This is a genomic window from Mycobacterium sp. IDUB_3 (genome assembly GCF_055419585.1).
The window spans coordinates 1,456,930-1,471,002 of record NZ_JBVAXZ010000001.1; the positions used below are offsets into that span (position 1 = coordinate 1,456,930).

Sequence of the window (14,073 nt, forward strand, 5' to 3'; positions counted from 1 at the left end):
CGCCCAAACCCGCAGGTGGCGGGGTCGGTTGCCCGGTGATCAGGGAATGGTGAGCACTTGCCCGGGCTGAATCAGGTCCGGGTCGGAGATGCCGCTGGCGTCGGCGATCGCCTGATATCTGTTGCCGTCGCCATAGAAGCGCTCCGCAATCGCCCACAGGGTGTCGCCGGATTCGACGGTATATGTGCGGGCGGCCGGCTCTGGCTCTGGTTCAGCAGCCGCTGGTGGGGCCTGCTCCGCGACGGCTTCCGCAACGGGCGCGTCGGGCTCCTCGGCGGCGCCCTCCTGGGCGGCCTCGGGCGCCGGCGGCGTGTCGGTCTCGGTGTGCGTCGACCACGCCGGCCCGTCAGCCGCGTAGAGCACCAGGTTGCGGTCGTCTTGGAGTACGAGCTTGACGTCCTTCTTGCCCTTGGTGTCGGTGTGCCAGACCGGTTTGTCCGCCGTGTAGAGGACGAAGTTGCCGTCGGGCTGCACTTCTGCGCGCACCACATCCTGGCCGACGGTCGAGGTGGACCAGAGGGCCTGGCCGCGCGATGCGAGCACCAGGTTGCCGTCGTCTTGCAGGGTCAGGGTGTAGGCCCCGTTGTTTGAAGCGAGGGATTCCCCGCGCACCAGCTTCTGACCACCAGTAAGCGTGTCTGACATGGCATTACCTCTCTCGTACTTCTGTGATCAACGTCGCGCCCCACCGGGGCCGAACGTCGCTTGTGCCCACGTGTGGGCGGCCCGTACCTTTTGATTCTTGTTAGCTCTGGACATCCCTCCCTCGACGCGGTCGAAACCGCTCGAGAACTGCTGATCAAAACTCGGCGCCTGGTGCGGCGCCGGCTATTTCTTGCCGCCGAGCAGGCCGCCGAGGATGTCGCCCAGCGCACCGCCCTTGCCGCCCAACACATTTCCGAGGACGCCGCCAAGGGACTTGTCGCCGGAGCCCGCCCCGAGAATGCTGCCCAACACTTGGCCCAAGGCGCCACCGGAGGCGGACTGCGTTGTCCGAGTGGCGTTTTCCGGCGACCCTCCACCCCCCGCGTTCAGCTGTTTTCCGACGTATGCCAATACGATCGGGACCAGGACCGGCAGCAACTGCTTGAGCAAGTCGCTGTTGCCCGCGCCTCCCTTGGCCAGCGCCGAGGCGACCTGGTCGGCGCTGTTGACGCCGAAGACTGTCGCGATCGCCTGGTGCCCGTCCGCCTCGTCGACCTGGTCGACACCCCCACCGGGTTCGAGCAGACCACTGGCCGCATGACTTGTGGCGGCGTACTCGATCCTGTCGGCCCCCTGGGGGTCTTGCGCGTTCTGGTGAAGGCCGCTCAGCAGCACCGGCACCAGCGTGTGAACCGCGCTCGCGACTTCGCCTTCGTCGACGCCGAGCTTTGTCGCGATTTCGGACGTCGGAATCTGTGCGTAGAGATCATCAAGACCCGCCATCGGGGTGCCCGCCTTTGTCGCTGGGAAGTATCAGGCACGTCAGTTACGACATTAGACTCATGCGGCCCCGGACAGAACCCCTTGAAGGGGGCGCTCCAACACGCCGATCAGTTCAGTCGTTCGGTCTCCAATGTCACGCCCGCGGCGGGGAACCGGTCCAGCAGCGCGTCGCCCATCGCGGCCGCGGGAGTGAGAACGCCGTGCAGATCCGGGAGCTTGTCGCGGTCCACGGCCAGCGCGAGGCCGCACTCTCCCAGCAGCACCGACGTCGCCTTATAGCCGGGATCGCCGCGCTGTTCCATGCGCGCCACATAGCGGGCGCCGGTGGTTGTGGTGGTGAAGGTCTCGATCCGGTAGTGGCCGCGTTCGCGGACGGCCTCGCTCGGTCCGGTTCCGGGTTTGGGCACGATGCGCTCCACCAGTTTGCGTGGCAGCAGCCGGAAATAGCGGCTGCCCAATCCGAAGGTCGCAGCGCCGACCCCGCCCACCACCGCGGACGCCACCGGGGCCAGCGGCGACGAGCCCAGGCTCATGCTTTCGCTGTACCGCAACTGGCGTCCGTAGGCCCAGTCCAGCAATGCGTTGCTGCGCCGCACAATTCGGGTGTTGTAGGGAGCCATCAGGAAGCCCGACGTCCACAACCCGGTCAGCTCCGGCGCGATCCGACCACCACGGCGCAAGGGCAGATCCGGCTGGGGGCCGATCTCGGGTTCTGCGCCGCGGTCGGTGGTCAGCGTGTAGGGGTCGGCGAGCTGGCGGCGGGCGTCGGGATCGCGCGACGCCGTATCGAGCACTTCCAGCATCGACGCGACGGTTCCACCGGACACGCCGCCGGAGAACGAGCGGACCACCAGGTCGGTGTCGCCGAGCTCCCCGGCGCCGTCGTCCCGCGCCGCCCGGTAGAGCGCATACACGCTGAGGTCTGAGGGGACGGAATCGAATCCGCAGGCGTGCACAATCCGGGCGCCGGTGTCCGCGGCCTGCTTGTGATACAGGTCGATGCTTTCGCGGACGAACATCGCCTCGCCGGTCAGGTCGGCGTAGTCGGTGCCCGCGCCGGCGCAGGCGGCCACCAGCGGCAGCCCGTAGCGGGTGTAGGGCCCGACCGTGGTGATGACGACCTGGGTGCGGGCCGCCATCTCATTGAGCGTCGAGGGCGACGACGCGTCGGCGTTCAGGATGGGCCACGACTGCGCGCCGTCGCCCAGCGTGTCGCGGACGGCGCGCAACCGGTCGGTCGATCTGCCGGCCAGCGCGATCCGCCTGTCCGGTGCCGAGCCGGCCAGGTATTCGGCAGTGAGTTTTCCGACGAAGCCGGTGGCCCCGTACAGCACAATGTCGAATTCGCGCGGCGTTGCGGTCACGGGCCCGACGGTACCCGACGCCGGCGGTCGGACCCCCTGGAGCTAAGAAGTGCCGGGCCACAGGGCCCGGCACTTCTTATATGTATGGCGGCGAAGCGGTCGGCTGCGGCTCAGCCGCGGCGGCCGCAGACCGGCCACGCGCCTATGCCCTGCGAGTGCAGCACGTTCTCGGCGACCCGGATCTGCTCCTCGCGGCTCGCGCCGGAAGGGGAACCAGACCCACCGTTGGCGTGCCAGGTGCTAGGGGTGAACTGCAGGCCACCGGCGAACCCGTTACCGGTGCTGATCCCCCAGTTACCACCCGACTCGCACTGCGCGATGGCATCCCAGTTCACGCTGTACGCCCGGTGGGCGGGGGGCGGCGGGACGTCCGGGCCAGGCGGCGGAGCATCCGGAGCCGGCGGCGGCGGAGCATCCGGAGCCGGCGGCGGCGGAGCATCCGGGGCGGGCGGCGGCGGAGCATCCGGAGCCGGCGGCGGCGGAGCATCCGGGGCGGGCGGCGGCGGAGCATCCGGAGCCGGCGGCGGCGGAGCGTCTGGGGCGGGGCCGGCGGCCGGCGCGTTCGGGTCGAAGCCTGCCGGTACCTCCTCCGCGTGCGCGGTGGCCGACGGGATGGTCACGAGCGTGCCCGTGACGGCGGCAAGAATGAGCGTCTTTCGGACGTTCTTCAAGTTTTTTCCTTTCGCGGTGCGCGCGCCAAAGCAAGCCCACGGATGTGGGCTGAAGCTGTCTGGTTGATGCCTGCTTTGAAACGTGCCGTCTGGGTCAGGCACGGCAGCGGCGGGCCAAGTCTGCCCGGCGGGTGTTACCCACCGACCATGGTCGGGCTTTCGCCGTCCGTGGCGCCGCTCGCACGCGGGTCCGTGGATTGAATTATTTGATTACTCTTCCGTAACCCGTTGTGGGCTAACACGGACCGTAGAAGACCCCGGCGCATTCGTCATCTTCGGAGATCGGATATCTCGTTTGGATAACGGGCCGATCACGCCGTGGTATCCCGCCCATTTACGCAGGTCAATGCGGCGTTTCAGGAATCCGCCTTCCGCGGCAACCACCATACAAATGGTGAGCCGAATCACCTGTGTTTTGTGAGCTGGCGCACGTTTATTTGCCACGTCGGGGATCGTCGCGGGCCGATTGGACAGCGCTTCAACGGATCCGAACGCGCCGGGCCGCAAACCGCGATGGAGTACCGCAAGTCGTTCGCGCCGCAAGGAGCCCGCGCGACGCGGCGATCAGAAGCCACGGCTATGACGACTTCTACTGCGCACCAGCATGATTCGATCAAATCCATCGAGGGCGGCCGCGACTTGCCACCCCGACAGCCCGCACCCGGTGTATTGCCATGACCGACAATGGCTTTGGACTAAAAACCCACTGCTGCAACTGATTTCGCACGACTCTGGCAAGCCGAGGACAGCCCATCGACACCGGAGGCGGCGCCCACAACCGACTAAGGCCGACCGACGAGGCGTACGCAATGTCACACAAGACGATTTTGCTGAAAAGGATTACGCCTCTTTAGCAGAGGCCCGAGAGCGCGCTTCGCCCGTACCGACGGACGCAACTGAAATATCCCCAAATCATCGCTCCGGCAACAGATCACGATGCCCCAGCTGAGAAATATGCTGGATTGACGTAGCCCCGGTAATACCGAAACTGCACGGTGCATATTCCGAAATACCGGATACCCAACCCCGTGTTTACGCCGCGCCTTTTAGGCGCCCGGCCGTCAGCTGCGCGACTGCGCCAGAGCGAGCAGGTCGCTCTCCGTGTTGACGTTGGCCAAAAAGCGCGATTCCGGCAGCACGATCTGCTGAGCGTCCGAGGCGTCGATCAGGGCGCGCATGGAGCGGGCGCCGCCGGCCACCAGCCCCTCGATCCGCCCGGCCAGATCGGTGCGGTACACCGCGGCCAGGTAGTGGCTGCGACCGTCCCACGGCAGCACGATCTCGGCGTTGGTCTCGATGGCCAGCTGCACCAGCTCATCGATCAATTCCGCCGACAGCAGCGGCATGTCAACGGCGCAAACGAAGGCATACCGGGCACCCGCCTCGGCGGCCGCCCGCAACCCGCGTCCGGTTGCCGGCAACGGCCCCTGGCCGCGCACCTCGTCGCGGACGACTCGCGCCTGCACCGCGGGCAACGGTTGGCCCGGCGCGGCCATCACGAACACCGGTTCGCAGCGCTGCGCGATGACTCCCGCGACGTATTCGAGGAGCGTGGCAGCGCCGCCGGGGCCGGGCAGGGTGGCCTTGTCGCGGCCCATGCGCCGCGATTCACCGCCGGCCAGCACGATCCCCGCTAGCGACCCGGCCTTTTTCTCTGTGTCGGGCATCTGCTCGCCCACGTCAGTCGACGGTCCAGGTGTCGCGCCCACGCAGCAGCGATTGCAGCGCTGCGGAGTCGAACGCCTTCGCCGACTGGGCCGACTGCACCTGTGCGCGTGCCGCGTCGTCATAGGTGGGCCGGCTGATGTTGCGGAAGATGCCGAGCACTGTGTGATCGAGGTTCTGATCCGACAGCCGGGACAAGGCGAAGGCGTAGGCCGAGTTGTCGCTGTGTGCGTCGTGCACGACGATCTCGTCGACGGACACGTCGGCCGTCTTGGCCACCTCCAGGCCGAAGCCCGACTTCACCACGCAGTATTCGCCGTTGGCGCCGAACACAATTGGCTCGCCCTGGCGGACGTTGATGACCCGCTCCTCGGCGCCTTCCTTGCGCAGCGCGTCGAAGGAGCCGTCGTTGAAGATCGGGCAGTCCTGCAGGATCTCGACCACGGCGGCGCCCCGGTGCCCGGCGGCGGCGCGCAGCACCTCGGTCAGTCCATTGCGGTCGGAGTCCAGCGCGCGGCCGACGAAGGTCGCCTCGGCGCCCAGCGCCAGCGACACCGGGTTGAACGGGTGGTCCAGCGATCCCATCGGGGTCGACTTGGTGACCTTGCCGACCTCCGAGGTCGGCGAGTACTGACCCTTGGTCAGACCGTAGATCCGGTTGTTGAACAGCAGGATGGTGATGTTGACGTTGCGGCGCAGCGCATGGATCAGGTGGTTACCCCCGATCGACAACGCGTCGCCGTCACCCGTGACCACCCACACCGAGAGATCCTCGCGGGCCAGCGCCAGGCCGGTGGCGATGGCCGGTGCGCGGCCGTGGATCGAGTGGAAACCGTAGGTCTCGAGGTAGTACGGGAACCGGCTCGAGCAGCCGATGCCGCTGATGAACACGATGTTCTCGCGGCGCAGCCCGAGGTCGGGCAGGAAGTTGCGGATGGTGTTGAGGATGACGTAGTCCCCGCAGCCCGGGCACCAACGAACCTCTTGGTCACTGGTGAAGTCCTTGGACTTCTGCGGTTGGTCCTCAGGAGACAACGTGGGGACCCCGTCGTTTTTGGTCAGCTTCGCGGTCACACCGAGGTCTTTGCCCGCCAGGTTGCCGATCACGTCAGTCACGAGCGTCGCTCCTCCTCATCGCTTCGCTCTGCATTGTCGCGGTGCATGTCACGAGCACCACGCCCTCATCGCTTCGCTCTATGTTGTCGCCGGCCGGAACCACTGAGCTCATGCGCCCGCTCCGACCGTCGCTGCCGCCATCTTGGCGACCATCGTCTTGTCGTTCTCGACCTCGGCCAGCGTCCCGCCCAGCGCGGCGCGGATGACGCGGCCGATCTCGTCGGCCAGGAAGGCGACACCCTGCACCTTGCTCACCGATTGCACGTCCACCAGATATTTGCCCCGCAGCAGGAACGCCAGCTGACCCAAGTTCATTTCCGGTGCCACCACCTGCGGGTAGCGTCGCAACACCTCACCCAGGTTGGCCGGGAAGGGGTTGAGGTAGCGCAGGTGGGCGTGCGCCACCTTGATGCCTTTGCGCCGCGCGCGCCGGCAGGCCTCACCGATGGGCCCGTAGGAGCTGCCCCAGCCGATCAGTAGCAGCTCGGCGTCGCCGGTCGGGTCGTCGACCTCCAGATCGGGCACCGAGATCCCGTCGATCTTGGCCTGGCGCAACCGGACCATCAGGTCGTGGTTGACCGGCTCGTAGGAGATGTTGCCCGAGCCGTTCGCCGCTTCCAGCCCGCCGATGCGGTGCTCGAGCCCCGGGGTACCGGGCACGGCGAATTGCCGCGCCAGCGTCTCCGGGTCACGCGCGTACGGCTGGAACGGCTCGTCCGACTTGGCGAAGGTATGCGTGATGGGCTGCAGCGTGCCGACGTCCGGAATGCGCCAGGGCTCTGACCCATTGGCGATCGCGCCGTCGGACAACACGATCACCGGCGTGTGATACGACACCGCGATGCGTGCCGCCTCGAGAGCGGTGTCGAAGCAGTCCGAGGGTGAGCGCGGGGCCAGCACCGCGACCGGTGACTCGCCGTTGCGGCCGAACAACGCCTGCAGCAGGTCGGCCTGCTCGGTCTTGGTGGGCAGCCCGGTCGAGGGCCCGCCGCGCTGCACGTCGACGACGAGCAGCGGCAGCTCGGTCATCACGGCCAGCCCGAGCGCCTCGGACTTGAGCGAGATGCCCGGGCCCGAGGTGGTGGTGACGCCCAGCGCGCCGCCGTACGAGGCGCCGATGGCCGCACAGATGCCACCGATCTCGTCCTCGGCCTGGAAAGTGATCACGTTGAAGTTCTTGTGCTTGGACAGCTCGTGCAGGATGTCGGAGGCCGGCGTGATCGGGTAGCTGCCGAGCAAGACGGGGATGTTCGCCAGCCGGCCCGCCGCCACGATGCCGTACGCCAGCGCGGTGTTGCCCGAGATCTGGCGGTATTCGCCCGACGGCAAGGTCGCCCGGGACACCTCGTAGGTGGTGCCGAAGGCCTCGGTCGTTTCGCCGTAGTTCCAGCCCGCCTTCAGCGCCAGCACGTTGGTCTCGGCGACCTCGGGCTTGCGGGCGAACTTCTCCCGGATGAACTTCTCGCTGGTTTCGATCGGCCGCCCGTACATCCACGACAGCAGGCCCAGCGCGAACATGTTCTTGGCGCGCTGGCCGTCCTTCTTGGTGGCGCCGATCGTCTCGACCGCCCCGAGCGTCAGGGTTGTCATCGCGACGGAATGCACCACGTAATCCGACAACTCGTCGGTCTCGAGTGGGTTGGTGACGTAGCCGACCTTGGTCAGGTTGCGCTTGGTGAACTCATCGGAGTTCGCGATCACCATTCCACCGCGGGGCAGGTCACCGATATTGGCTTTGAGCGCAGCGGGATTCATCGCGACGAGGACGTCGGGCCGGTCGCCGGCGGTCAGGATGTCGTAGTCGGCGATCTGGATCTGGAAGGACGAGACGCCGGGCAGCGTGCCTGCAGGGGCGCGGATCTCGGCGGGATAGTTGGGCTGGGTGGCCAGGTCGTTGCCGAAAAGCGCTGCCTCGGACGTGAACCGGTCACCGGTGAGCTGCATGCCGTCACCGGAGTCCCCGGCGAAGCGGATAACGACTTGTTCGAGGCGCTGACGGGCAGATCCGTTGGGGGAAGCCCCATTCTGTGAGTCTGATCCGGCTCCGCTGCCGTTCGGATCCACGTCTTTGCCCTCCACTTTGTTCACCGGACAGACACCACGCGCAAAACTAGATTACGCCCGTGAAAGCGACTTTCCGGCCGTCTCGGTTTGATGTCACTCGAAGTATCAATTATGGCACTGATTTGCGGTCGCCATCGCCGTCTCTGAGCCGCCGTCTCGGCGGCATCGGCGACCAAAAGGCGACGTCAGCGACGTCCTACTGATGAGTAGCACAGCAAACTGTGGCATTGGTCACGTCAGCGCTGTCGCGCACGCAGCAAAACACGTCAGGCGGTCGGCAATTGCGCCCGCCGGGACGTAGGACGGACTTAGGCGCTCTTGTCCCGACGCTCGGAACGCGACGGCTTGCGCGGCACGATCGTCGGCAGCACGTTGTCCTGGACGGTCTCCTTGGTCACCACGACCTTGGCGACGTCGTCGCGGCTCGGGATGTCATACATCACCGGCAGCAGGACCTCTTCCATGATCGCCCGCAGCCCACGGGCGCCGGTGCCGCGGTGGATGGCCTGGTCGGCGATCGCTTCCAGGGCGTCGTCGGTGAACTCGAGCTCCACGTTGTCCATCTCGAAGAGCCGGGTGTACTGCTTCACCAGCGCGTTCTTCGGCTCGGACAGGATCTTGACCAACGATTCGCGATCCAGGTTGGTCACCGAGGCGACCACCGGAAGCCGGCCGATGAACTCGGGGATCAGGCCAAACTTGATCAGGTCTTCGGGCATCACTTCGGCGAAGTGATCGGTGGTGTCGATCTCGGCCTTGGAGCGCACCTCGGCGCCGAAGCCCAGGCCGCGCTTGCCGACGCGCTCGTAGATGATCTTTTCCAGACCCGCGAAGGCCCCGGCGACGATGAACAGCACGTTGGTGGTGTCGATCTGGATGAATTCTTGGTGCGGGTGCTTGCGACCACCCTGCGGGGGAACCGAGGCCTGGGTGCCTTCCAGGATCTTCAGCAGGGCCTGCTGGACGCCCTCTCCGGAGACGTCACGGGTGATCGACGGGTTTTCGCTCTTGCGGGCGATCTTGTCGACCTCGTCGATGTAGATGATGCCGGTCTCGGCGCGCTTCACGTCGTAGTCGGCGGCCTGGATCAGCTTGAGCAAGATGTTCTCGACGTCCTCACCGACATAACCGGCTTCGGTCAGGGCGGTCGCGTCGGCGATCGCGAACGGGACGTTGAGCATCTTGGCGAGCGTCTGGGCGAGGTAAGTCTTACCGCAACCGGTCGGTCCGAGCATCAAGATGTTGGACTTGGTCAGCTCGACCGGCTCGTGGCGCGAGTCGCGGCCCTTTTCACCGGCTTGGATCCGCTTGTAGTGGTTGTAGACCGCGACGGCCAGCGTCCGCTTGGCGGTGTCCTGCCCGATGACGTATCCCTCGAGGAACTCCCGGATCTCGATCGGCTTGGGAAGTTCATCAAGCTTCACGTCGTCGGCGTCGGCGAGCTCCTCTTCGATGATCTCGTTGCAGAGGTCGATGCATTCATCGCAGATGTATACGCCGGGGCCAGCAATGAGTTTCTTGACCTGCTTCTGGCTCTTCCCGCAGAACGAGCACTTCAGCAGGTCACCGCCGTCTCCGATCCGTGCCATGGTGCGTCAGCGCCTACTTCCTGTTCGCCGTTGGTCTTGCCTGTCCCCACATGTATTCACCGACGCTACCCGTTTGTTCGGGCCCGACGCGACCATAAGGGCCGAATCGCGTCGGTGGTATTCATGCGTGTCCGTATGGATGAAACATATAGCCAGACGGTGCCCGTCACTCGCGAAAGGCGCGCTTTGCGTGTCTTTGGCGTGTCGCGGTCGTAATGCGACCGAGGCCGGCCGACGTCCGACCTTGCTTCGGTGTGGAGGTGCCAACCCAACGCCAACTTTCACGCGAGGCCTGGGCGGACCCCCAAGAATTCACCCTACAGTGGCGGGGTGGGTTTGGCGGGGGGCTTTGCATGGCCCGGCGGATCCGTCCTGCTCGACGGCGGCTTGGCCACCGAGCTCGAAGCGCGCGGTCATGACCTGTCCGACCCGTTGTGGTCGGCCAGGCTGCTCGCGGACGCGCCGCAGGACATCGCCGCCGTGCACGCCGCCTACTTTCGCGCCGGGGCCACGATCGCGACGACGGCCAGCTACCAGGCGTCGTTCGAGGGGTTCGCCGCCCGTGGGTTCGACCGCCGGGAGACCGCCGGGCTGCTGCGCCGCAGCGTCGAGCTCGCCAAGGCGGCGCGGGACGAATCCGGCGGCGGTGGGCTGCTCGTCGCCGCTTCGATCGGACCGTACGGCGCGTCGCTGGCCGACGGATCGGAGTACCGCGGGCGCTACGGCCTGTCGGTCGCGGCCCTGGCGCGATGGCATCGGCCACGGCTGGAGACCCTGGCCGACGCGGGCGCGGACCTGCTGGCGTGCGAAACCGTGCCCGATGTCGACGAGGCGCAGGCCCTGGTCGAGCTGGTGCGCTCGGCCGGGAAGCCGGCCTGGCTGAGCTACACCATCGACGGCGACCGGACCCGCGCCGGGCAGCCGCTGACCGAGGCATTCGCGGTGGCGGCCGGCGTCGACGAGATCGTGGCGATCGGGGTGAACTGCTGCGCGCCCGACGACGTGTTGCCCGCGATCGCGCGCGCCACTGCTGTGGGAAAGCCGGTCATCGTCTACCCCAACAGCGGCGAACGCTGGGACGCGTTGCGGCACAGCTGGATCGGGCCGTCGCGGTTCAGTACGGACCTGGCGGCCCAGTGGACCGCGGCCGGGGCCCGCATCGTCGGCGGATGCTGCCGGGTCGGGCCCGCCGATATCGCCGACCTTCGCCGAAACCGCTAGGCGGTCTGCGCGGAAAGCTTCCGGTATTCCAGCACGGTGTCGATGATCCCGTAATCCTTGGCCTCTTCGGCGGTCAGGATCTTGTCCCGGTCGGTGTCCTTGCGGACCGTCGCGGCGTCCTTGCCGGTGTGGCGGGCCAAGGTGGTCTCCATCAGCGTGCGCATCCGCTCGATCTCGGCGGCCTGGATCTCCAGATCGGAGAACTGCCCCTGGATCACGCCCTGCAGCGAGGGCTGGTGGATGAGCACCCGGGCGTTGGGCAGCGCCATCCGCTTACCCGGCGTCCCGGCCGCCAGTAGCACCGCCGCCGCCGAGGCGGCCTGACCCAGGCACACCGTCTGGATGTCGGCGCGCACGTACTGCATCGTGTCGTAAATCGCCATCAGCGAGGTGAATCCACCGCCGGGCGAGTTGATGTACATGGTGATGTCGCGGTCGGGGTCCAGCGACTCGAGCACCAGCAGCTGCGCCATGATGTCGTTCGCCGACGCGTCGTCGACCTGGACGCCGAGGAAGATGATGCGCTCCTCGAACAGCTTGTTATAGGGGTTCGACTCCTTGACACCGAAGCTGGAGTGCTCGATGAACGAGGGCAGTATGTAGCGCGCCTGGGGCTGAGTTTCGGGGTTCACTGGGCTTCTCCATTACTGATGTGTGCGGCGCGGGTGATGATGTGGTCGACGAAGCCGTATTCCAGGGCTTCCTGCGCGGTGAACCAGCGGTCGCGATCGGAATCCGCCTCGATGCGCTCGATCGACTGGCCGGTGAATTCCGCGTTGAGCCGGAACATCTCCTTCTTGATCACCGTGAACTGCTCGGCCTGGATGGCGATGTCGGCCGCGCTTCCGGTCACCCCGCCGAGCGGCTGATGCATCAGGATGCGGGCGTGCGGCAACGCGTACCGCTTGCCCTTGGTGCCGGCGGCCAACAAGAACTCACCCATCGACGCGGCCATGCCCATCGCGTAGGTGGCGATGTCGCACGGTGCCAGCACCATGGTGTCGTAGATCGCCATCCCGGCGCTGATCGATCCGCCCGGTGAATTGATGTACAGCGAAATGTCCTTGGTGGCGTCCTCGGCGGCGAGCAGCAGAATCTGCGCGCACAGCCGATTGGCGATTTCGTCGCTCACCTCCGAACCCAGGAAGATGATGCGCTCGGACAGCAAGCGCTCATAGACCGAGTCCGTGAGGTTGAGACCCTGCGAGTTTGAACGCATGTCAGTCACGACTGGGTTACCTGCTTTCTCGAGATCCGTATCCACGACACTAACCAACCGAGCCCACTGTTTCGCGGCCACGCACCCCTGAAACGGGCACGTTCGCTCACAGCGTCATGGCACGGTCACTTCCCGGCGTCGGCCTCGTCGGATTCGCCGGCGTCGCCGGAGTCCTCGTCGGCCGTCCCATTCGAACCGTCGGCCTGCGCCGCCTCGCCAGCCGGCTCGGCTGCGTCGGCCTCGCCGCGCTTGCCGAAGAATTCACTGGTGTCGATGGCGTTTCCGGCGGTGTCGGTGACGGTCGCCGCCCGGATCACCTCGGCGATGGCCAGCGCGCGCCGCACATCGGCGAACATGGCCGGCAGCTGGTTGTTCTCCTGGAGGTAGGCCAACAGCTGCTGGGGCTCGATGCCGTATTGCCGCGACGTCGCCACCAGGCGCTCGGTCAGATCGTCTTGCCCAACCTGGACCTCCAGGTCGTCGGCCAGGGCGTCCAGCAGCAGCTGCCGCTTGACGTCCGTCTCGGCGGCCGTCCGCGTCTCGGTCTCGAACTCCTCGCGGGACTTGCCCTGCTGGGCCAGCACTTCCTCGAGCTTGGATTCGTCGTGGTCGAGGCTGTGCAGGGCGTTGTGCAACGCGCTGTCGACCTGCGCCTTCACGATGGCCTCCGGCAGCGGCACCTCGACCTGCTCGAGCAGCGTGTCGAGTGCGGCCTCGCGGATGTTCTCGGCCTGCTGGGCGCGCTTGGTTCGGCCTACCTGCTCGCGCAGGTTGGACTTGAGCTCCTCGATGGTGTCGAACTCGCTGGCCAATTGCGCAAACTCGTCGTCGGGCTCGGGAAGCTCACGTTCCTTGATCGACTTGACCGTGACGGTCACCTGCGCGTCCTTGCCGGCGTGCTCGCCGGTCGCCAGCTGCGCGGTGAACTCCTTGGGCTCGTCCACGGACAAACCGACCAGCGCCTCGTCCAGGCCAGCGATGAGCCGGCCCGAACCGACCTCGTGAGACAGGCCCTGCGCGGCGGCGCCCGGAATCTCTTCGCCGTCGATGGTGGCCGACAGGTCGATCGAGACGAAGTCGCCGTCGGCGACGGGGCGGTCCACCCCCGTCAGGGTGCCGAATCGGGCACGCAGAGACTGCAGTTCGGCGTCCACGTCCTCGTCGCTGACCTCGATCGGGTCCACGGAGACCTTGAGCGCGCCGGGATCCGGCAGGGTCAGCTTGGGGCGGACGTCGACCTCGGCGGTGAAGGCCAGCTCCTCGCCGTACTCCTTCTTGGTGACCTCGATCTCGGGCTGGCCCAGCGGGTGCACCTCTGATTCGGCGACGGCCTGCCCGTACCGCGCGGGCAGCGCCTCGTTGACAACCTGATCGAGCATCGCCTCACGACCGAAGCGCGCCTCCAGCAACTTTGCCGGCGCCTTGCCCGGCCGGAACCCGGGCAGTCGCACCTGCCGGGCAAGCTCCTTGTAGGCGCGCTGGAAGTCGGGTTCGAGTTCTGAGAAGGGGACCTCCACGTTGATCCGCACCCGGGTGGGGCTCAACTGCTCGACGGTGCTCTTCACTGGTGTGCTCCTCAGTGCTCGTTCTTTGCTCGTTGTTGTCGGTGGGTCGTGCGCAGGGCACGGGGCCGGTCGTGCTGGTCGGGGTGACAGGATTTGAACCTGCGGCCTTCCGCTCCCAAAGCGGATGCGCTACCAAGCTGCGCTACACCCCGCGCTGACCTCGATGATCCT

At 66.7% G+C, this 14,073-nt stretch carries 12 protein-coding genes and 1 tRNA gene; 1 reads left to right on the forward strand and 12 read right to left on the reverse strand.

Translation table 11 applies throughout. The features are described 5' to 3' along the window. Positions 1-39: 39 nt before the first annotated feature. The 8 genes from ACZYVJ_RS06300 to clpX all read right to left on the reverse strand — a co-directional run bounded on the left by ACZYVJ_RS06300 (position 40) and on the right by clpX (position 9,897). Positions 40-645, reverse strand: a complete 606-nt coding sequence (locus ACZYVJ_RS06300; protein WP_463830232.1) for a LysM peptidoglycan-binding domain-containing protein — start codon at positions 643-645, stop codon at positions 40-42. A gap of 183 nt (positions 646-828) precedes the next feature. Beyond that, entirely contained in the window at positions 829-1,428 is a 600-nt protein-coding gene (locus ACZYVJ_RS06305) for a DUF937 domain-containing protein (protein ID WP_463830233.1), read from the reverse strand. Positions 1,429-1,535: 107 nt separating this feature from the next. Then, complete coding sequence (locus ACZYVJ_RS06310) at positions 1,536-2,792, reverse strand: saccharopine dehydrogenase family protein (protein ID WP_463830234.1); 1,257 nt, start codon at positions 2,790-2,792, stop codon at positions 1,536-1,538. 110 nt (positions 2,793-2,902) lie between these two features. Next, positions 2,903-3,463, reverse strand: coding sequence for a transglycosylase family protein (locus ACZYVJ_RS06315; protein WP_463830235.1), 561 nt, complete (start codon positions 3,461-3,463; stop codon positions 2,903-2,905). Between the two features lie 1,061 nt (positions 3,464-4,524). Further along, entirely contained in the window at positions 4,525-5,130 is a 606-nt protein-coding gene (gene mobA, locus ACZYVJ_RS06320) for a molybdenum cofactor guanylyltransferase (RefSeq protein WP_463830236.1), read from the reverse strand. Positions 5,131-5,143: 13 nt separating this feature from the next. Then, on the reverse strand, positions 5,144-6,244 hold the full coding sequence (locus ACZYVJ_RS06325; protein WP_463830237.1) for a 2-oxoacid:ferredoxin oxidoreductase subunit beta: 1,101 nt from the start codon (positions 6,242-6,244) through the stop codon (positions 5,144-5,146). Between the two features lie 108 nt (positions 6,245-6,352). Beyond that, positions 6,353-8,308 (reverse strand): 2-oxoacid:acceptor oxidoreductase subunit alpha, encoded by a 1,956-nt coding sequence (locus ACZYVJ_RS06330; RefSeq protein ID WP_463832868.1) that lies wholly within the window; start codon positions 8,306-8,308, stop codon positions 6,353-6,355. A gap of 308 nt (positions 8,309-8,616) precedes the next feature. Further along, positions 8,617-9,897 carry an ATP-dependent Clp protease ATP-binding subunit ClpX gene (gene clpX / locus ACZYVJ_RS06335; RefSeq protein WP_064953001.1) on the reverse strand — a complete coding sequence of 427 codons (1,281 nt, stop codon included), beginning with the start codon at positions 9,895-9,897 and terminating at the stop codon, positions 8,617-8,619. 330 nt (positions 9,898-10,227) lie between these two features. On the opposite strand from clpX, the gene mmuM reads away from it, so the two are divergent. Further along, positions 10,228-11,118 carry a homocysteine S-methyltransferase gene (gene mmuM, locus ACZYVJ_RS06340; RefSeq protein WP_463830238.1) on the forward strand — a complete coding sequence of 297 codons (891 nt, stop codon included), beginning with the start codon at positions 10,228-10,230 and terminating at the stop codon, positions 11,116-11,118. Here mmuM and clpP2 read toward each other — a convergent pair. The 4 genes from clpP2 to ACZYVJ_RS06360 all read right to left on the reverse strand — a co-directional run bounded on the left by clpP2 (position 11,115) and on the right by ACZYVJ_RS06360 (position 14,054). Continuing rightward, the gene (gene clpP2 / locus ACZYVJ_RS06345) at positions 11,115-11,750 is read right to left on the reverse strand and encodes an ATP-dependent CLP protease proteolytic subunit ClpP2 (protein ID WP_007774151.1); all 636 of its coding nucleotides are present in this window, start codon (positions 11,748-11,750) and stop codon (positions 11,115-11,117) included. The genes mmuM and clpP2 overlap by 4 nt on opposite strands. After that, positions 11,747-12,337 carry an ATP-dependent CLP protease proteolytic subunit ClpP1 gene (gene clpP1, locus ACZYVJ_RS06350; protein ID WP_463832869.1) on the reverse strand — a complete coding sequence of 197 codons (591 nt, stop codon included), beginning with the start codon at positions 12,335-12,337 and terminating at the stop codon, positions 11,747-11,749. Before clpP1 ends, clpP2 begins: the two co-directional genes overlap by 4 nt. 125 nt (positions 12,338-12,462) lie before the next feature. Continuing rightward, complete coding sequence (gene tig, locus ACZYVJ_RS06355) at positions 12,463-13,902, reverse strand: trigger factor (RefSeq protein ID WP_463830239.1); 1,440 nt, start codon at positions 13,900-13,902, stop codon at positions 12,463-12,465. A gap of 75 nt (positions 13,903-13,977) precedes the next feature. Next, positions 13,978-14,054 (reverse strand) — tRNA-Pro (locus ACZYVJ_RS06360). Between the last annotated feature and the right edge of the window lie 19 nt (positions 14,055-14,073).

Bases quoted from the DNA above. Each gene is read 5' to 3' on its own strand.
- mobA (WP_463830236.1), bottom strand. From the start codon at position 5,130: ATGCCCGACACAGAGAAAAAGGCCGGGTCGCTAGCGGGGATCGTGCTG.
- ACZYVJ_RS06300 (WP_463830232.1), bottom strand. From the start codon at position 645: ATGTCAGACACGCTTACTGGTGGTCAGAAGCTGGTGCGCGGGGAATCC.
- ACZYVJ_RS06305 (WP_463830233.1), bottom strand. From the start codon at position 1,428: ATGGCGGGTCTTGATGATCTCTACGCACAGATTCCGACGTCCGAAATC.
- clpX (WP_064953001.1), bottom strand. From the start codon at position 9,897: ATGGCACGGATCGGAGACGGCGGTGACCTGCTGAAGTGCTCGTTCTGC.
- clpP1 (WP_463832869.1), bottom strand. From the start codon at position 12,337: ATGCGTTCAAACTCGCAGGGTCTCAACCTCACGGACTCGGTCTATGAG.